The organism is Streptomyces sp. NPDC000345 (assembly GCF_042898825.1).
Taxonomy (GTDB): domain Bacteria; phylum Actinomycetota; class Actinomycetes; order Streptomycetales; family Streptomycetaceae; genus Streptomyces.
In genome coordinates, this window is record NZ_JBIAZE010000010.1 from 259662 (window position 1) to 278555 (window position 18894).

At 74.1% G+C, this 18894-nt stretch carries 12 protein-coding genes and 1 pseudogene; 6 read left to right on the plus strand and 7 right to left on the minus strand.

Features of this window, described 5'->3' with window-relative positions:
• Window positions 1-37 precede the first annotated feature (37 nt).
• From ACFY30_RS25070 to ACFY30_RS25090, 5 genes are all read left to right on the plus strand, one after another.
• The gene (locus ACFY30_RS25070; RefSeq protein WP_390847373.1) at window positions 38-1792 is read left to right on the plus strand and encodes a fatty acyl-AMP ligase; all 1755 of its coding nucleotides are present in this window, start codon (window positions 38-40) and stop codon (window positions 1790-1792) included.
• Window positions 1789-5766 carry an acyltransferase domain-containing protein gene (locus ACFY30_RS25075; protein WP_390847374.1) on the plus strand — a complete coding sequence of 1326 codons (3978 nt, stop codon included), beginning with the start codon at window positions 1789-1791 and terminating at the stop codon, window positions 5764-5766. Before ACFY30_RS25070 ends, ACFY30_RS25075 begins: the two co-directional genes overlap by 4 nt.
• Before the next feature lie 21 nt (window positions 5767-5787).
• Window positions 5788-6726, plus strand: coding sequence for an alpha/beta hydrolase (locus ACFY30_RS25080; RefSeq protein ID WP_390847375.1), 939 nt, complete (start codon window positions 5788-5790; stop codon window positions 6724-6726).
• 119 nt (window positions 6727-6845) lie between these two features.
• Entirely contained in the window at window positions 6846-8075 is a 1230-nt protein-coding gene (locus tag ACFY30_RS25085) for a PucR family transcriptional regulator (RefSeq protein WP_390847376.1), read from the plus strand.
• A gap of 140 nt (window positions 8076-8215) precedes the next feature.
• The gene (locus ACFY30_RS25090) at window positions 8216-8857 is read left to right on the plus strand and encodes a cutinase family protein (protein WP_390847377.1); all 642 of its coding nucleotides are present in this window, start codon (window positions 8216-8218) and stop codon (window positions 8855-8857) included.
• Between the two features lie 94 nt (window positions 8858-8951).
• On the opposite strand, the gene ACFY30_RS25095 is transcribed toward ACFY30_RS25090, so the two are convergent.
• From ACFY30_RS25095 to ACFY30_RS25115, 5 genes and pseudogenes are all read right to left on the minus strand, one after another.
• Window positions 8952-10679, minus strand: coding sequence for a hypothetical protein (locus tag ACFY30_RS25095; RefSeq protein WP_390847378.1), 1728 nt, complete (start codon window positions 10677-10679; stop codon window positions 8952-8954).
• A gap of 159 nt (window positions 10680-10838) precedes the next feature.
• Entirely contained in the window at window positions 10839-11753 is a 915-nt protein-coding gene (locus ACFY30_RS25100) for a S1 family peptidase (RefSeq protein WP_390847379.1), read from the minus strand.
• 559 nt (window positions 11754-12312) lie between these two features.
• Window positions 12313-12924: pseudogene (locus ACFY30_RS25105) on the minus strand (adenylate cyclase); the annotation flags it as partial.
• Window positions 12925-13038: 114 nt separating this feature from the next.
• Window positions 13039-13632, minus strand: coding sequence for an ATP/GTP-binding protein (locus tag ACFY30_RS25110; protein ID WP_390847380.1), 594 nt, complete (start codon window positions 13630-13632; stop codon window positions 13039-13041).
• 115 nt (window positions 13633-13747) lie between these two features.
• A complete protein-coding gene (locus ACFY30_RS25115; RefSeq protein ID WP_390847381.1) occupies window positions 13748-14944 on the minus strand; it encodes a DUF5685 family protein in 1197 nt (398 codons plus the stop codon).
• Window positions 14945-15275: 331 nt separating this feature from the next.
• Between ACFY30_RS25115 and ACFY30_RS25120 the strand changes: the two genes are divergently transcribed.
• The gene (locus tag ACFY30_RS25120) at window positions 15276-15713 is read left to right on the plus strand and encodes a cell division protein SepF (RefSeq protein ID WP_390660670.1); all 438 of its coding nucleotides are present in this window, start codon (window positions 15276-15278) and stop codon (window positions 15711-15713) included.
• 46 nt (window positions 15714-15759) lie between these two features.
• Here the strand turns inward: ACFY30_RS25120 and ACFY30_RS25125 are convergent, their stop codons facing one another.
• Complete coding sequence (locus tag ACFY30_RS25125; protein ID WP_390847382.1) at window positions 15760-16950, minus strand: acyl-CoA dehydrogenase family protein; 1191 nt, start codon at window positions 16948-16950, stop codon at window positions 15760-15762.
• 121 nt (window positions 16951-17071) lie between these two features.
• Entirely contained in the window at window positions 17072-18682 is a 1611-nt protein-coding gene (locus ACFY30_RS25130; RefSeq protein WP_390847383.1) for an MFS transporter, read from the minus strand.
• Window positions 18683-18894 lie beyond the last annotated feature (212 nt).

The following is an 18894-nucleotide window of genomic DNA, read 5'->3' on the forward strand; positions in this document are numbered from 1 at the left end:
GCACCCGCCCCACCCGCGACGTGAGGAGCCATCCCCGATGGACACCCCCCGCCCCCCGCTCGCGCCCGCGCACCGGACCCTGCCCGCGTATGTGCGGCACTGGGCCGAGACCACCCCCGACCGCCGGGCGTTCACCTTCGTCGACCACCCCGCTCCGCACGCGCGGGGCGTCCACCGCACCCTGACCTGGCGCCGTCTGGACCTGCGGGTGCGGTCCCTGGCCGCCCGGCTCGCCGAGGAGGCCGAGCCCGGCGAACGGGTCGCGCTGCTGTGCCCGCAGGGCACGGAGTACGTCACCGCGTTCCTCGCGGCGCTCGCCGCCGGGCTGGTCGCCGTACCGCTGTTTCCGCCCGGTCTGCCCGGGCACGGCGACCGGCTCTCGGCCGTGCTCGCCGACGCCCGCCCGGCCGTCGTCGTGACGACGGGCGGCGCCCTCGACGAGGTGCGTCGGTTCTGCGCGGGCACCGCGGTGACGGTCGTCGCCGCCGACCAGGTGCCCGACGACGCCGGGGACCGGCGGCCGGACCCGCCGGACGACGCGGCGGTCGCCTACCTGCAGTACACGTCCGGCTCGACCCGCACCCCGGCGGGCGTGGAGATCACCCACGCCAACGTCGTCGCCAACGCCCGGCAGGCGCTGACCGCCTACGGTGCCGACGACCGTCCGGTGACCTGCGTGGGCTGGCTGCCTCTGTACCACGACATGGGGCTCGTGCTGAGTGTCGCCGCCCCGGTGGTGCGGGGGCTGCTGTCGGTGCTCATGGACCCGGTCGCGTTCCTGCACGAGCCCGTGCGCTGGCTGCGGCTGCTCGCCGCGCACCCGCGGGCGGTGAGTGCCGCGCCCAACTTCGCCTACGACTACTGCGCCTCGGCCGTCACCGGCGCGCAGAAGGCGGGTCTGCGGCTGGAGGGGGTCGCCGCGCTGATCAACGGCAGCGAGCCGGTCCGTCCCGGCACGGCCGACGCCTTCCACGCCGCCTTCGCCGCCCAGGGGCTCGCACCGGACACCCACTGTCCGTCGTACGGGCTCGCCGAGGCCACCGTCTTCGTCAGTGCCGCCCGGCCCGGGGAGCCGCTGCGCCGGTTCGCGCTCGACCGCGACGCCCTGGCCACCGGGAAGGCCCTGCCCGCGCGGCCCGACGACCCCGCGGCCGTCCTGCTCGCGGGCTGCGGCACCCCGGCCGGCCAGCAGGTGCGCGTCGCCGATCCCGTCTCCCGCGCCGCCCTGCCCGAGGGAGAGGTCGGTGAGATCTGGGTGCGGGGCCCCAACGTCGGGCGCGGTTACTGGAACCAGGACCGGCTGACCGAGGCCGTCTTCGGCGCCGGGGCCACCGGCGCGGCGGCCGGCGCCGACGGCTCGGGCGACTGGCTGCGCACCGGTGACCTGGGGACCTTCCTGGACGGGCAGTTGATCGTCACCGGCCGGCTGAAGGACCTCATCGTCGTCGACGGCCGCAACCACTATCCGCAGGACGTGGAGGCGACGGCCCAGGAGGCGCACCCGGCCGTACGGCGCGACCGCCTCGCCGCCTTCGCCGTACCGGGCGCGCAGGGCGAGCGGGTGGCGATCGTCGCGGAGCACGTACGGACCACGAGCCTGGTCGGGCTCGACGTACCGGCCCTGGTGCGCGCGGTGCGGGCGGCCGTGTCCGTAGGGCACGGGCTGCGGCTCGCCGACGTCGTCCTCGTGCCGCCGGGCACCGTGCCCCGCACCTCCAGCGGCAAGGTGTCGCGGGCGCTGACCCGCGAGCGGTATCTGGCGGGCGCCTACACGGCGGGGACCGCGCGGTGAGCGGCGTCGACGAGGCAGCGCTGCGCCGGCTGATCGCCGAACGGGCCGCCTCCTGGACCGGCGGGTCCGCCTCGGACGTCCCGATGGACCGGCCGCTGGCCGACCTCGGCATGTCCTCGCGGGACGCGGTGATACTGGCCGGGGAACTCTCCGGTGCCACGGGACGCGAACTGCCGGCGACGCTGCTGTGGGAGGCGTCCACCGGGGACGCCCTGGTGGCACACCTGTGCGGCGGCACCACGGCACGGTCCGCGTCCCCGGCCGCGCCCCCGGCCGCACCGGGACCGCCCGGCGAGCCCGTCGCCGTCATCGGGGTCGGCTGCCGGCTGCCGGGCGGAGTGCACGGGCCGGCGGACTACTGGCGGCTGCTGAGCGAGGGCGTCGACGCGATCCGGCGGGTCCCGGAGGACCGGTGGCGCGACTTCACCGCCTTCCCGCCCGCCGACGCGCCCCGCTACGGCGGCTACCTCGACGACATCGCCGGGTTCGACGCGGACTTCTTCCGCGTCACCCCGCGCGAGGCCGCGGTGATGGACCCGCAGCAGCGGATCCTGCTGGAGGTCGTCCACGAGACCCTCGACCACGCGGCCGTCCCCGCCGCGTCCCTCGCCGGCACCGCCACCGGCGTCTTCGTCGGCGTCTCCGCGCCGGAGTACGGCGCGCTGACCGGCGCGGATCCTGCCGCGGTCGATCCCTGGGCACCGGCCGGCGGGGCGCTGAGCGTGACCGCGGGACGCCTCGCGTACGTGCTGGACACCCGGGGGCCGAGCATGGCCGTCGACACGGCCTGTTCGTCCTCGCTGGTCGCCGTGCACCAGGCCTGCGTCAGCCTGCGCACCGGCGAGGTCGACACGGCGATCGCCGCCGGGGTCAACGTGCTGCTCTCCCCCGCCGTCGGTGTCGCGTTCCGGCGGGCCGGCGCCCTCGCCCCGGACGGGCGGTGCAAGCCGTTCTCACGGGCGGCCGACGGCATCGGGCGCGGCGAGGGCTGCGCGGCCGTGCTGCTGAAGCGGCTGTCCGACGCCGAGCGGGACGGCGACCGCGTCCTCGCCGTCGTCCGGGCCACCGCCGTCAACTCCGACGGCCGCTCCAACGGTCTTCTGGCACCCCACCCGGCAGCCCAGCAGGCCCTGTTGACCACGGCCTACGCGCGGGCCGGGCTCGACCCGGCCCGTATCGACCACGTCGAGGCGCACGGCACCGGCACCCCGCTCGGCGACCCGATCGAGGCGGGTGCCCTCGCCGCCGTTCTCGGTGCGGGCCGCGACGCCGACCAGCCGCTGCTGCTGGGATCCGTCAAGGGGAACCTGGGCCACCTGGAGTCCGCCGCGGGCGTCGCCGGACTGGTGAAGGCGGTGCTCGCCCTGCACCACGACCTCGTTCCGCCGTCCCTGCACTGCGCCGAGGGCAGCGCCCTGGACGACGTGAGGCTGCGGGTGGTGACCGAGCCGGAGCCGTGGCCCCGCTACGGCGGCACGGCCACCGCCGGGGTCTCCGGGTTCGGTTTCGGCGGCACCAACGCGCATGCGGTGCTGGAGGAATGGCGGCCGGGCGCGCTGCCGCCCCGGGCCCCGGACGTGGAACCGGCCGCCCGGCTCCACGTCCTCTCCGACCTCGACACCGCGCGCCTGGCCGACACCGCGGCGCGGCTGGCCGTGTGGCTGCGTACGCCCGAGGGGAGCGCCGCGCACCCCGCCGACGTGGCGCGTACGCTGGCCGGGCGGGCCGGGCGAGGGCCCGTGCGGGCCGCCGTCGTCGCCCACGACGGTCCCGAACTCGCCGACGCCCTGCACGCGTTGGCGCAGGGCCGGTCTCACCCCCGGGTCGTCACCGACGACCGCGGGCCCGCCGGGCGCGGGCCGGTGTGGGTCTTCTCCGGATACGGCAGCCAGTGGGCCGGCATGGGACGCCGTCTGCTGGCCGAGGAACCCGTCTTCGCCGCCGCCGTGGAGAAGCTCGACGCCCAGCTGGCCCCGGAGTGCGGTCTGTCCCTGTACGACCATCTCGCCTCCGGTGCCGCCCCGGAGCGCGTGGAGGTCGTCCAACCCGTCCTGTTCGGGATCCAGTTGGCGCTCGCCGAGCTGTGGCGTGCCCAGGGTGTCGAGCCCGCCGCCGTCATCGGGCACTCGCTGGGCGAGGTGGCCGCCGCGGTGTGCGCGGGCGCCCTGGACGTGCCGGACGCGGCCCGGGTCGTCGCCGTACGGGCCCGGCTGCTCAGCGGGCTGCGGGGCGGAGCCATGGCCGTCGTCGACCTCGACGACAGCGAACTGGACGCTCTGCGGGCGGAGTTTCCCGGGGTCCAGGTCGCCGTCCACTCCTCGCCCGGCCAGAAGGTCGTCACCGGTGAGGAGGCGGCGGTCGCCCGGCTGGTGCGGGAGCTGGAACGACAGGGCCGGGCGGCCCGCGGCCTGCGGGTCGTCGGCGCCGGGCACTCGCCCCAGGTCGATCCGCTTCTGCCGGAGCTGACCGAGGCCCTGGCCGACGTCCGGGGCGGGCGGCCGCGCGTCCCCGTGTACTCCACCGTCCTGGACGACCCGCGCGGCGACGGGGTGTTCGACGCCGCCCACTGGGCCGCGAACCTGCGGCGGCCGGTGCGCCTGGACCGGGCCGTCGCGGCCGCCGCGGCCGACGGCCACACCCTCTTCGTCGAGATCTCGCCCCGTCCGGTCCTGACCCGGGCCGTCACCGACACCGCCCCCGGGGTCGTCGCCCTCGGCACGCTGCGCCGCGACGCCGATGACCCCGCCGGGTTCCTCACGCAGGTGGGCGCCCTGTACGCCGCCGGCGGACGGCTGCCGGTGCCGCCGGGCCGCGTCGTCGACCTGCCCGCACCGCGCTGGCGGCATGTGCGGCACTGGTGGACGGACGGGCGTCCGGCCGCCGCGCCCGTGGCGGCGCAGGAGCCGGCGGCGGCGCAGGACACCTCCCTCACCGCCCGGGTGCGCCACCACATCACCGTCGTCACCGGCCACCCCGCGACCCGTGTCACGCCCACCACCGCCCTGACCGACCTGGGCCTGGACTCCCTGATGGCCGTGCGCATCCGTACCGCCCTCGAGCGTGAGTTCGGCGTCGAACTGCCCCTGCGCGCTCTGCTCGGCGCCGGCACCGTCGAGGGGGTGGCCGAGCACCTGGGCCGGGAGCTCCCGGCCCGGGAGGAGGACTCCCCGCTGCGGACCCTGCGCGCCACGGGCACCCGGCCCCCGCTCTTCCTCCTGCACGCCGCGGGCGGCACGACCGACGTCTACGGGGCGCTCACCGAACGGCTCGGGGACGACCGGCCGGTGTACGGGCTGGAGCGGATCGAACAGGCCCGTACGGTGACCGAGAAGGCCCGCCGGCACGCCGAGCAGATCACCGCCGTCCACCCCGACGGGCCCTGTGTGCTGGGCGGCTGGTCCTTCGGGGGCTTCGTCGCCCAGGAGACCGCACGGCAGCTCACCGCCGCCGGCCGGGACGTGGAGCTGGTGGTGCTGATCGACTCCGTACGCCCCCTGCCCCGGCCCGGCGTGACGGCGGCCGACCGGATCCGCGCCCACTTCTCGGGCTTCGCGCGGCACGTCGCCGACGCCTACGGGGTCCGGCTGGAGCCGCCGTACGACGAACTCGTCGCGATGGACGACGACGGCGAGCGCATCGACACCGTGCTGCGTGCGCTGCGCGAGGCCGCCGAGGTGCCGGCCGCCGTCCTGGAGCACCAGCGGTCTTCCTACCTGGACCTCAGGATCGGCGAGGCCCACCAGCCGGGGCGCCACGACGGACGGGTGGTCCTGTACCGGGCCGCCGAGCCCGCTCCGCACACCGTGCGCGACCCCGCCTACGAACGGGACGACGAGGCGCTGGGCTGGGACGAGGTGTGCCCCCGCCTGACGGTCGTACGGGTCGCCGGACACCATCTGTCGCTGCTCGACCCCCCGCACGTCGACGAGATCGCCGCCCATCTGCGGCGCGCGCTCGCCGAGCACAGCCGCTGAACCGGACGACGAGGAGCCGCCATGCCCCACCCCACCACCGGAGTGTCCCGACGTGCCGTCGCCAAGGCCGCGACGGCCGCCGGTCTGACCGCGCTGCTGGGCACCCGGGCCACCGCCGCCCGGGCCGTGACCCGGCTCGGACCCCGCACCCTGGACCTGTCCGTGTCCTCCGCCGCGCTCGGCCGCAGCGCGCCGGTACGGCTGATCCTGCCGTCGGACTTCGAGACCCGGACCACGCGCACCTATCCCGTCCTCTACCTGCTGCACGGCGCCCACGACGACTACACCTCCTGGACCCGGGAGACGGACATCGAGGCCTTCACCGAGGGCCGGGAGCTGATCGTGGCGATACCGGACGCGGGCCCCACCGGGATTCCCACCGCCTGGCGCAGCGGCCCGGACTACGAGACCTTCCAGGCCGAGGAGATCCCGGCGCTGCTCGCCCGGGACTACCGGGCCTCCGGGGTACGGGCCGTCGCCGGGGTCTCCACCGGCGGCTACGGCGCGATGGCGCACGCGGCCCGGCATCCGGGCGGGTTCGCCGCGGCGGCCTCCTACAGCGGCATCCTCGACACCACGGCACCGGGGGTGCCGCCGCTCGTGGACGCCATCGTCGCCCGCGAGAACCTGCCGCCGCTCTCCCTGTGGGGCAACCCCGTGCTGAACCTCCTCACCTGGCGCGACTTCAACCCGCGCGCCCGGGCCGCGGGGCTGCGCGGCACCGGCCTGTACGTCTCCAGCGGCAGCGGTGTGGTCGGCGGCAGCGGCGACTGGCTGCCCGAGGCGCTGGAGAGCGCACTGTGGCCCTCGGCGCACGGCTTCACCGACACCCTCGCGCGGCTCGGCATCCCGGTCACCACCCACTACTACACGGGAGGAGGACACAGCTGGGAGTACTGGAAGCGGGAGTTCACCGCCTCGTGGCCGATGCTCGCCCGGGCGCTGGGGGTGCCGGAGTGACGGGAGTACCGTCGGGACACGGAACGGAGCGCAGGGGGCGTTCGTCCTACAAGGGACTGGCCTCTCGTCCCGCGGGCAACGGCCCGCGGGTGAGCCGCTTCCGCCTGAAAGGAGCCGCCGTGGCCGTCCCCACCCCGCACGGCGTACCGGACGGCCTCGGAGCCGCCCTCGTGCCCCCGGATCTGGCCCAGCTGCTGCGCGAGGACCTCCAGGCCGTCGCCGACGAGGTGGAGGAGGAGGTGCGCCGCCAGGTTCCGGAGTACGCGCGGCCGACGGACGGGACGTACGGCGCGCACCTGAGAGCCGGGGTGGTGCAGGCGCTCACCCTGTTCGTCGACCACATCGCCGATCCTCGCGGCCGGGGGGACGCGATCGCCGCGACGTACTACGAACTCGGCCGCGGCGAGGCTCTGGAGGGCCGCAGTCTTGACGCGCTGCAGTCCGCGCTGCGCGTCGGCGGGCTGCGCGCCTGGCGGCGGCTGGGGCGTACGGCGGAGGAGCTCGGGCTGGACTCCACGGTCGTGTCGGCGCTGGGCGAGCTGGCGTTCCGCACCGTGCACGAAGTGGCCGAGGCCGCCGCGGCCGGTTACGCGGAGGCCCGGCTGCACAGCACGGACGAGCTGGAACGGCGCCGCAGGCGCCTGCTCGACCTGCTCTTCGAGGACGGGCCGGTGTCCCCGGAGGCGGTGCGGGACCTGGCGCACGGCGCGCGGTGGCCGGTGCCGCGGCAGGTCGCCGTCGTCGCGCTCGCGACCGGCCCGGACGACCGGGAGGAGGAACGGCCCCTGGCCGCGGCCGGAGCGCTGGTGGACATGGAGTCCCGACCGCCCCGGATACTGTTGCCCGTTCCGGACGGTGCCGGCCACCTCGGCGGCCGCGGGTTCGCCCTGGCGCCGCGCGACCGCCCGGCCGCGATCGGCCCCACCGTCCCGCTCACCGAGGCCGCGCGGTCGCTGCACTGGGCCACCCGGGCCCTGGGGCTGATGGGCCGCGGGATCCTTCCCCGGCAGGGACTGGTGCGGTGCGCCGACCACCTGTCCACCCTGCTGCTGCACAGCGACGAGCCGCTGCTCGCCCGGTTGGCGGCGGGTGTTCTCGCGCCGCTCGACGCGGTCTCCGAGGGGCAGCGCCCCCGGCTCGCCGAGACGCTGCTGGCGTGGCTGCTCAGCGGCAGCAACGTGCCCGAGGTCGCCGCCCGGCTGCACGTCCATCCGCAGACGGTCCGCTACCGCCTGCGCCAGCTGGAGAAGCTGTTCGGTGACGCGCTGCACGACCCGGACGCCCGGCTGGATCTCATCCTCGCGCTGCGTGCCGAGGAACTGCGGAGCCGGAGCGACTGTGCCATGTGAGGTAATTCCCCGCTCACGTCGGCAACAAAAAGCGGGGACTTTCTGAATTCCCGTCCATAACACCCCGCCAGAAAACACGAATACGTTCGGGACGTCCTTTCCCTCGGCGCACCCTCGCGCCCCACCCGCAAAGGATCCCCATGCGTATTCGCCTGTGTCTCGCCGCGCTCTCGCTGCTCGGCGGGGCCGGACTGGCCACCCTCACAGCGCCCGCCGCGTCGGCCGCCGCCTGCTCGGACCTCGACGTCGTGGCGGCCCGCGGCACCTTCGAGCCGGGCACGCTCGGCCTGATCGTCGGCGACCCGGTGTATTCCGCCCTGCAGAAGAAACTGACGGGCAAAAGCCTCTCCAGCTACAAGGTGAACTATCCCGCGGACCTTTCCCTCACCTCGGCCGCGCAGGGCAACGCGGACCTGGTGAACCACGTCAAGAGCCAGGCTGCCGCCTGTCCGAACCAGCGTTTCGTCCTCGTCGGCTATTCGCAGGGCGCGAACGTCGTCGACAACTCCATCGGCATCAGCAGCGCCGGCGCGGTGGTCGGCAGCCCCATCGTCGCCACCATCCCCGCCGCTCTCGAACGGAGGGTCGCCGCCGTGCTGCTGTTCGGCAACCCGATCCGGGCCCTCGGCAAGAGCGTCACCGGCACCTACCAGAGCCGCACCATCGACTTCTGCGCCGAGGGCGACCCCATCTGCGAGAACGGCGGCGACGACGTGCTGGCGCACCTCGGCTACACCGCGGACGCCGACGCGGCGGCCGTCTTCGCGGCGGGCAGGGTCTGAGCACGAGCCCGAGCCGGAGTCCGAGCCACGGCCCCATGTCGAAGGGCCCGGGAGGACATCCTCCCGGGCCCTTCCTCCGTGCGGGTGCGGCCGGTCAGCGGAGATCGCGGGCGAACCGCGTGAGGCCGGCCGAGACGGGCTCGGGCCGGCCGTCGTTCTGCACCGGGGCGGCGGTCAGCACGTCGAGGTGCTGGTAGCCGTCGGCGACCACGGGGTCCAGGTCGGCCGGGATGCGGCCGGCCAGCAGTCCGTCGCCCGCGAGCACGGTGAGCGTCGGGTTGGCGGTGAGCCCCTCGGGGTGCGCGACGAGCTGCTTCACCTGGGGTGAGCCGGCCAGTTCGAGGTCGGTGACGAGCTTGGTCGGGAAGTACTGCTCGGTGAAGTCCAGCGGCTGCTCGGCGAGACTGCGCGCCAGCTCCTGGAGGTCGGTGACCTCCTTGTCCGCGCCGGTGAACGGCGTCCCGTCGGCCGACCGGTACTCCGGGTCGTCGGGGTCGCCGACCCGGTCGTAGTCGCGCCAGGTGTACAGCGGCCCGTGGGGCCGGTCCGGGATGGCCCTGTACGCGGTGCCGAAGAGCCCCGGCCGCTGGTCGCCGCCGTTGGCGACGGGGAAGCTCTTGTCGGCGATCGGTCCGCCGTCGAAGAAGCCGACACTGCTCTGCAGGAACGCCAGCGGTACGGAGTTGTCGTCCAGCAGCGCCCCCAGCACCGCCGCGTTGGTGAGCCGGAAGTCCTTCACCGCGGGGGAGCCGGTGAGGAAGGCGGCGGTGTCCTTGGAGAACAGGAAGCGGTTGGTCGCCTCGATGTTGAGGCCGGAGGGCAGATAGGCCGGCAGGTCGGCCTCGCCGCCCGGATCCCGTACGGCGCCCAGGCCGGCGATGGCCAGCAGGGTCATGGTCTCGGGGTTGAGCAGCACCGGCGCGGACAGCGAGCGCGGCAGCACTCCGCTGTCCAGCCCGGCCTGGACCACTCCGTATCCGAGGCCGACGTCCGGCAGGTCGGTGTCGTCCGGGATGCTGCCGCTGAGGTCGGCGAGCGAGGTGGAGACGGTGGTGTCGAGGGCGAAGTAGCCGGCGCACTGGTTGTACCCGGCGTCGGCGGTGGTGGCGCGGTCGCCGTCGAAGTCGGCGGCCGCGAAGTACCCGGTGACCACGCCGCCGAGGGAGTGGCCGCCGCACAGCACCTTCCGCTTGCGCAGGCCCTGGTCGGGCAGTTCGGCGGCGAGCAGGTCGTACTGGTCGCGGACGGTCTGCCCGATGCCGAGCTTCGCCATCCACCCCAGCCGTTCGTTGCCGACGAAGCCGGCGAAGGTGCGCCCGTCGGTCTGGCGGCCGCGGTAGTAGTAGTCGACGGCGGTGTGCTGGTCGCCGGAGTCGATGCCGGTGTGGTCCTCCAGACAGTTGGAGCGTCGGTCCAGGGCCCAGAACTCGATGTGCCGGCCCTGTCCGGCGGCGCGGGCCACGGTGTTGCGGGCGACGCTGTCGAACGCTCCGGCGCCTTCCAGGATGCCCGGCTGGGCGACGAGGATCCGGTCCGCGTCGGCCGCCGCGGCGGGGCCGCCGGCGGAGCGGTAGCGCAGGTACGACAGCCAGTCGCAGGCCGCCGGACGCGCTCCGAAGGAGGCCGGCAGCGGTGCCTTCACCCGCACCACCGTCTCGGTCACACCGGCGACCGGGCTGCTCGACGCCACGGGCGTCTCGGTCCTCCCGGTCTGCCCCCGCGCGTCCGGGGCCGCGGTGAGGGCCCCGGTGGTCAGCAGCACCGCCAGCGCGGCACTGCGCAGGACTTTCGTGGTTCTCCCTGTGCTGCGACTCGTCTTCATGGCCGGACCGTAGGACGGGGAGGACCACGCGCTCAGGCGGTGCTCACCAGAACGCAGCTCCGGGCGGCGCCTTTGTCAGCGCCGGACGAACCGGTTCGCGGACAGGGGCGGGCCCCCGCACGACGGTTCCCGTGCGGGGGCCCGGTGTACGCGGCCGGGCTAGAAGACGCTGACGCCGTAGGCGTTCAGGGCCTCCACGACCGGCTGGAAGAAGGTCGTGCCGCCGGAGGTGCAGTCGCCGCTGCCGCCGGAGGTCAGACCGTAGGCGACACCGTTGGTGCCGTACATCGAACCGCCGGAGTCGCCGGGCTCGGCGCAGACCGTGGTCTGGATCATGCCGTACACGATGTCGCCGCCACCGTAGTTGACGGTCGCGTTGAGCGCGGTGACGCGGCCGCTGTGGATACCGGTGGTGGAACCGTCGCGGTAGACGGTGGTGCCCACGCTCGGCGTGCCCGCGCTGGTGATGTCCGTGTTCCCCGCGGTGCCCGACTTGGTGACCGACGTGTTGGTGTACCGGACGATGCCGTAGTCGTTCGTCGGGAAGCTGGAGCCCGCCGTGGTGCCGAGCGTCGTGGTGTGGGACGAGTTGGACCACCACGTGCCGGCCCCGTCGGTGCAGTGACCGGCGGTCAGGAAGTAGTAGTTGCCCGCGCTGTCGCGGACGTTGAAGCCGAGGGAACAACGCCAGCTACTCGCATAGATGGCGTCGCCGCCTGCGATGTACTTCTGGAACTTGCCCGAGGTCCGCTTGATCGTCAGCGCGTCGGCGTTGCTGCCGGCCTGCTCCTTGATCTCGGCGATCTCGGCCTGCGAGACCGTGCTGTCGACGGTGACGACGACACGGTTGGTCTTGCTGTCGACGGCCCAGGCGGTGCCCGGGACGTCCGCCTGGAGCACCGAGTTGCCGGCACTCTTCAGCTGGGCGGCGCTGAAGGTGGCGGTGTCGGCCGCACTCGCGTGGGGGATCGCGACGGCGGCCGCGGCGACGAGGCCGGTGGCGACGGCGATCAGCCGGTTCCGTCTCGAGGTGCCGCGCGTGGGGATGGTGGGGGTGGTGCGCTTGATCCTCACGTTTCGTTCCCTCCCAGGGGAAGTCGGGGGCCCGTCGAGTGGGGTCGGGGCCCGTGAGGCGCAGCCAGGACCGACGTTCGCCCGGATTCCGGACACGTCGTGCCCCTGACAAGCGCTGAGGGGGAGTATTCGGCCGAACGGCCGGTCGGCGCAAGGGCGCCTTTCGGCCGTCAGATCTTCAACGAACTGCGTGGGTCGGTCCCTCTTGCCGCCCTCTTGCCCCAGCTCAGACCGGCTTGCGCCCCCGTGCCGACCGCCGCCCCCCGACGTGTTCCCCGGTACGGGAAGGAGCAGTTGAAGGCGGCGGCGCACGCACCCGGAGGCGGCGCCGCCCGGAGGGAATCGGCCGTCGGCCGGCCCGCCGGTCCCGGCCGCGGTGGGCACCGCCCCGGCCTCCTCGGTCCACCGGACCCCGGAGTGTCCGGAAGTCGACCGTCCGCAAAGCCATCCGGCCGGGGTCCCCCAGGGCCCCGCGGCGGGCCGAAGCCGCGGGCGCCGCGGGCCTGCGCCGGCCCGCGGCGCCCGCGCTCCTTCCCCGGCCCGGCCCGGGGGCTTCGGCTCAACCGGCGGCGTCCACCCCGAGATCCCGCAGGAACACCAGGACGGCGCGCGCGGTGGCGTCGTTCTGCGGGAACGCGGGACCGCCCGTGCGGGGACGGGTGAACGCGCCGGGGGTCCGTCCGTCGGTGTGCGGGCCGAGCGCGAAGCGGCGCGGGTGGGGCCGGCCGGCCCCATCCAGGATCCGCCCGTCGGCCCGGTCCACCCGCAGCAGCCCGTCGGCCGTCTCCCCCGCGCCCTCGGCGTGCAGCTCCCGCACCAGGGGGTCGCGGGCGCGCCGCAGCGTCGGCTCGGGCAGCCGGGCCTCCACCAACGCCCGTGCCTCGACCGAGAATCCGGGCACGGTCGGGCTCGACGCCCGGAACACCCCGTCCTCGGCGCGTACGGCCATGTCGGCGCCGACGAACCGCAGCACCCCGGCCCGGGACAGCGCCCCCAGCTGCCGCAGCCGGGGCCCGGGCGGACCCGAGGCGAGGAAGCTGAAGAACCCGTGCCACCAGGATCCGATGTCCCCGAGCCGCACGAGCTGCCCGTAGACGGACAGCAGCCCGAGGAAGACGGACAGGTCGGGGCTGTACGACGGATCATGACGGCGGCTCAGGTCGTCCTCGACACCTCCTGACCGGGGGGCGCCTTTCGTGTTCTCCCTCCCGCGCCTTCACACGTGCCCCCTCCCCCTCGCCTCACCCCCACCGCTGACGGCGGGCGCGTTCGCGCCCCGCGGCGATCAGCGGACCGCCACCGCCCTCCGCTCGGGACCGGCTCCCGACCCGATCACCCGGTCCAGCAAAGCCGCCGGCACATCCCGCACGGACCCCCGTTCCCGCGCGTCGCACTCCAGCACGGGAACCTCGGGGTCCAGCCCCCGTGCCCGCCGGACCTCCTCCAGCCCGAACCGCTCGGCCCCGTCGAACCGGTTCACCGCGAGAACGAACGGCACCCCCCGCGCCTCGAAGTAGTCCACGGCCGCGAAGGACTCCTCGATCCGCCGGGTGTCCGCGAGGACGACCGTCCCCAACGCGCCCTCGACCAGGTCGTCCCACAGGAACGAGAACCGGCCCTGCCCGGGCGTCCCGAACAGATACAGCGCGATGGCCGGATCGAGGGCGATCCGCCCGAAGTCGAGCGCCACGGTCGTCGTCCTGGCCTCCACGCCCTCCGGCGACTCGACCCCCACCGACACCTGCGTGATCGCCGCCTCGGTGCCGAGCGGCTCGATCTCGGAGACGGCCCCGATGAAGGCCGACTTGCCGACCCCGAGCCCTCCGCTCACCACGATCTTCACGGCGAGCGGCACGATCCTGTCGGAGCGCCCTGACATGGTCCCTGCTCCTTTCGGGCATCCGCGTCTCGACAGGAGATACGTTCCAGGGCAGCTCGGCACTCAGCGTGACGCCCCTCACAGAACGCGACACGGACAGGGAAGTGACGCCATGTCAGCAGGAGCAGTCGCAGGCGCAGCACTCACAGCACTCGCACCCGTCGCAGCAACTGCTGCAGCAGTCGCAGCCACAGCCGTCACTGCACCAGCCTTCCCGCCTCCTGCGCGACCAGGGCCCCTCGAACTCGTCGGCGCAGCACGCCTTGCAGGTGCAGCACAGCCCGAGCGCGACCGCGCACCCGGCCCAGAAGCCCCGCTTCTCGGGGCGCGGCGGCTCGCCGCCGAAGGGATTGCCGTAGGGGTTGCCGGGCGTGTTCGGGTGCGCCGGGTTCTGCGGGGCGTACGGTCCGGTCGGCGGCCCGAAGGCGCCCTCGGGCCCGTGCGCGTGTCCGCACGAGGACGACCCGAACGCCCGGTCCACCGACCGCTCCAGCTCGTGCGCGAGGAGCAGGTGCGCCAGCTTGCCGTCGGTGAAGTCGACGTCCTTCAGCGCGAGCCGTATCCCGTGCAGGGCGTCGTCGGCGAGCCGGCGGGCCTCGGTGAGCGGGGTCCGCGTGGCGGTCAGCGGGTTCCAGGCACCGGCCGCCGCGTCGGCGGCCCGGTCCTCCACGGCGTCCAGCAGATGCGCGAGGCGGCCGAACAGCCGCCCGGCCTCGGCGAGCGGTGCGGCGTTGCCCGGCCGGCCCGCCAGGACGGCGGTGTGCGCGAAGGCGGCGGCGGTGGCGGTCTCGGTCGGCTCGGTGACGGTCAGCAGCGAGGTGCCCGGTCCGGCGAGGGTCTCGATCCCGGCCTGCCGGTCCACGGCGTCCACCAGGACCGCCGTGTCGAACCCGACCGCGGCCCCGCCGCGCTCCCCCGCCCGGCCCCAGCTCCGCGCCACCCTGCGCGCGGCGACGGCGACCGGCCGCCGCGCCAGCAGCCCGTCCCCGTCGACGACATGGTCGCGCACCTTGGCCGAGGCCAGCACGAGCGAGACGGCCGCCGCGAGCCGCGCGCCCTCGCCCTGGGCGACGGAGGCGGTGCGCATCCCGCGCAACGGGCACGGTCCCGCCGTACGACGCCATCCGGTGGCGGTCTCGGCCTGAGCCTCCGTCAGAACCGAGATGAGCAGGCCGTCGTAGTTGGTGACGACCCGGGCGAACTGCCCGTGGTCCCCGCGCAGCGCGAGACACAGTCCGCACAGGTGCGCCATCCACTGGGTCTTGAGCCGCTCACCGAGCCGGTGACGGCACGGTCTGACGATTCCGAACATGACAACCCCCGCAGTCGGCAGTCCGAGTTCCCTGATCCTCGGGACATTGAGCTGCCGCATGCTATCGGCCGATAATCGCCGTTGGACGATCCGGTCTGTTCACCCGTACGCACCGTGCATCACCCGTACGCCGCGAACAGTCATATTTCACTCTCAGTCAGCAGCCGTGCACGGCAGGACCCTTGGGAGACGCGGGCTCTCGACGGATCCACTGTGCACCAGTACCGTCACAAACCCCCCGCGCGGCGTCTATCCACTTGGCGCGACATCCGCATCATGGACGACCATGGGATGCGGAAAGCATGAAAGACCGCTGTGAGAGGAGGCGTCCATGGGATCGGTGCGCAAGGCGAGTGCCTGGCTTGGCCTCGTCGACGACAACGATGACGAGCGTTACTACGACGACGACTACTCCGAGGGGACCGACTCCGGAGACGCCTGGGTCACCGACCCGCGGGTGAAGGTCGCCACGGACACGGCCGAGGAGAAGGGCCGCCGGATCGGCACCGTCACCCCGGACAGCTTCCGGGACGCGCGGCTGATCGGTGAACTGTTCCGCGAGGGCGTGCCGGTCATCGTGAACCTCACGGCCATGGAGGCCGGGGACGCCAAGCGCGTCGTCGACTTCGCGGCCGGCCTGATCTTCGGTCTGCGCGGTTCGATCGAGCGGGTCTCCACCCGGGTGTTCCTGCTGACCCCGTCGAACACGGAGATCGTCAACGGCGACCCGGCCGCCCACCGGGCGGACGGCTTCTTCAACCAGAGCTGAGGCAGGGCCGCTCACCGGCCCTGCCTCGGCCCCCGGGGGGGCCGGGTCAGCGGAAGGCGTCGAGCCCGGTGAGCGCCTTGCCCAGCACGAGCTGGTGCATCTCGACGGTGCCCTCGTAGGTGAGCACCGACTCCAGGTTCGTCGCGTGCCGCATGACGGGATACTCGAGCGAGATCCCGTTGGCCCCGAGGATCGTCCGCGCCGTGCGGCAGATCTCGATGGCCTCTCGTACGTTGTTGAGCTTGCCGAAGCTGACCTGCTCGGGACGCAGGCGGCCGGCGTCCATGCGCCGCCCCAGATGGTGGGCGAGCAGAATCCCCTTGTGCAGCTCGACCGCCATGTCGGCGAGCTTGGCCTGGGTCAGCTGGAACCCCCCGATGGGCCGCCCGAACTGCTCCCGCGTCCGCGCGTAGCCGACGGCGGCCTCGAAACAGGTGCGCGCCGCCCCCATCGCCCCCCAGACGATCCCGTACCGCGCGTGCGACAGACAGCTCAGCGGCCCCCGCAGCCCGACGACCTCGGGCAGCACGGCGTCGGCGGGCAGGCGCACCTCGTCCAGCACGAGCTCACTGGTCACACTGGCCCGCAGCGACCACTTGTGCTTGATCTCGGGCGCGGAGAACCCGGCGCTGTCGGTGGGCACGACGAACCCGCGGATCCCTTCCTCGGTCTGCGCCCAGACGACGGCGACCCCCGCCACGGACCCGTTGGTGATCCACATCTTCCGCCCGGTCAGCACCCAGTCCGAGCCGTCCCGCTTGGCGTACGTCCGCATGCCGGCCGGGTCGGACCCGTGATCGGGCTCGGTGAGCCCGAAGCACCCGATGACCTCACCCGCGGCCATCCGGGGCAGCCACGTCTGCTTCTGCTCCTCGCTGCCGAACCGGTGGACGGCGTACATGGCGAGGGATCCCTGCACGGACACCAGGGACCGGATCCCGGAATCGGCGGCCTCCAGTTCCAGACAGGCCAGTCCGTACTGCACGGCGCTCGCCCCGGCGCACCCGTAGCCGCTGAGCGACATCCCGAGCGCACCGATGCCGCCGAGTTCCCGGGCCAGCTCCCGGATGCCGGGCAGCTCCCCCTTCTCGTACCACTCGGCCACGTGCGGCAGCACACGGTCGGCGGCCCAGCCGCGCACGGTGTCGCGGATGGCGAGATCCTCGGGGTCGAGCAGTTCGTCGAGACCGAGGGGATCGGTGGGATCGAACGGGGGCAACTTCGAGGACGCGGACATACGGGATCCTCCGGCAGGACGAAAACTAGCGCCGCTAGTTACGATGTCCGGTCGAAGGTACCACCCGAGCTGCCGGGGAGAGCCGCCGGAGGCGAACCGCCCCGGCCGGACGGGCCGCCGCTCAGCGGACGGTCACCGGCGGGGCATGCGCGGCCGACCCGACCTCGCGCGGAGCGGGCAGCTCCACCGCGGCCGACTCGCAGTGCATCACCCTCGGCAGCCTCAGCGCCATCACCGCTCCCAGCAGCAGCAACCCGGCGCTGACCAGCAGCGTGACATGCAGCCCGTGCACGAAGCTGTCCTTCGCGACCCGCCGCAGCGCGGCCCCGGCCGGCCCGCCCAGCTGCCCCGCGACCTCATAGGCCTCGCCCAGCGAGTGCCCCGCGGCCGCCGACGCGGACGCCGGCACCCCGGGCACGGAGGCCAGTCCGGGCGTATAGGCGGCGTTCATCACGCTCCCCAGCAGGGCGATGCCGATGCCGGCACCCAGCTGGTAGGAGGTCTCGCCGATCGCCGCGGCGCCCCCCGCCCGCTCCGCCGGAGCCTCGCTCAGCATCGACTCGTACGCCGCGAACAGGGTCGTCTCCAGGCCGAAGCCGAGCAGCACGAACCCGGACAGCAGGAGCCCGGCGTTGTCCGATCCGCCCATCGCGGTCAGGACCAGCACGGCGAGCGCGGTGAGGACGAACCCCCCGCACACCATCCGCCGCGGCCCGAACCCCCGCAGCAGCCGCGCCCCGGCCAGCCCCGCCGCCATCGCGGCGAAGGTCAGCGGCAGCAGGCGCAGCCCCGTCTCGAGAGGGGAGAGCCCCAGCACCAGCTGCAGATACTGCGCGGCGATCAGTTCCAGCCCGACCAGCGCGAGCATCGCCAGCACGATGCACCCCACCGAGGTGCTGAACGCCGGCCGCGCGAACATCCGCAGGTCCACCAGAGGATGTGCCCGCCGCCGCTGACGCCGTACGAAGAACACGATCAGTGCCGCGCCCAGCAGCAGCGGCACCACGGTGAACGGCCCCGGCTCCCCGCCGCCCAGCCGCTTCACCCCGAGGACGAGACCGAACAGCCCGGCGGCCGCCGTCAGCGCGCCGACCACGTCCCAGGGCCCGTCGCCGGCCCCCCGGGACTCCGGCAGCAGCAGCCGCCCGACCGGAAGGCTGATCAGCATCAGCGGGATGTTGACGAGGAAGACCGAGCCCCACCAGAAGTGCTCGAGGAGGAAGCCGCCCAGCAGCGGCCCGACGGCGGCGCCGACCGCGGCCACGGCACTCCAGATGCCGATCGCCAGCGCCCGTTCCCGCCGGTCGGGGAAGACCTGCCGCAGGATCGACAGGGTGGCGGGCATGATCATCGCGCCGCCGACGCCGAGCAGCGCCCGTGCCACGATCAGCACCTCGGCGCTTCCGGCGAACGCCGCCAGCGCCGAGGCGACGCCGAAGAGCGCGTACCCGAGCAGCAGGATCCGCCGTCGGCCGACCTTGTCGCCGAGTGTGCCGAAGAGGATGAGCAGCGAGGCGCAGACCAGTGGATAGGTGTCGACGATCCAGAGCAGCTCGATCGCGCCGGGCCTCAGGTCCTCGGTGACCGCGGGTACCGCGACGTGCAGCACGGTCGCGTCGACGGCGACCAGGAGCAGGCTGACACACAGCACCACGAGCACGACCCAGCGGTTGGCACCGGCCCCGGCCGCCCGACGGCGCAGCCCAGCGGCGGCCGTGGTCGTCCCGGACATGTACGTACCTCCCAGGTGATCCCTCGGTCCGGCGGGCTCGCGGGGTGGGGACTCCCCGCGACTCGGCCGGAGAGGAGCGGTGGTCTCCGGCCCGCGCAAACGAACACGAGTGAATGGCAGCGTACGCGAGTTCGCGCCAGGGCCACGTGGCGGAACTCTCACACCGCACGGCCAACCCGTGTGGCGTACGCCACTCCCCGGGCGTCCGCTTT

What these genes read in the sequence shown, in the direction of transcription:
- ACFY30_RS25120 (WP_390660670.1), top strand. Translation starts at nt 15,276, where the DNA reads ATGGGATCGGTGCGCAAGGCGAGTGCCTGGCTTGGCCTCGTCGACGAC.
- ACFY30_RS25095 (WP_390847378.1), bottom strand. Translation starts at nt 10,679, where the DNA reads ATGAAGACGAGTCGCAGCACAGGGAGAACCACGAAAGTCCTGCGCAGT.
- ACFY30_RS25110 (WP_390847380.1), bottom strand. Translation starts at nt 13,632, where the DNA reads ATGTCAGGGCGCTCCGACAGGATCGTGCCGCTCGCCGTGAAGATCGTG.
- ACFY30_RS25130 (WP_390847383.1), bottom strand. Translation starts at nt 18,682, where the DNA reads ATGTCCGGGACGACCACGGCCGCCGCTGGGCTGCGCCGTCGGGCGGCC.
- ACFY30_RS25090 (WP_390847377.1), top strand. Translation starts at nt 8,216, where the DNA reads ATGCGTATTCGCCTGTGTCTCGCCGCGCTCTCGCTGCTCGGCGGGGCC.
- ACFY30_RS25115 (WP_390847381.1), bottom strand. Translation starts at nt 14,944, where the DNA reads ATGTTCGGAATCGTCAGACCGTGCCGTCACCGGCTCGGTGAGCGGCTC.
- ACFY30_RS25070 (WP_390847373.1), top strand. Translation starts at nt 38, where the DNA reads ATGGACACCCCCCGCCCCCCGCTCGCGCCCGCGCACCGGACCCTGCCC.
- ACFY30_RS25125 (WP_390847382.1), bottom strand. Translation starts at nt 16,950, where the DNA reads ATGTCCGCGTCCTCGAAGTTGCCCCCGTTCGATCCCACCGATCCCCTC.
- ACFY30_RS25080 (WP_390847375.1), top strand. Translation starts at nt 5,788, where the DNA reads ATGCCCCACCCCACCACCGGAGTGTCCCGACGTGCCGTCGCCAAGGCC.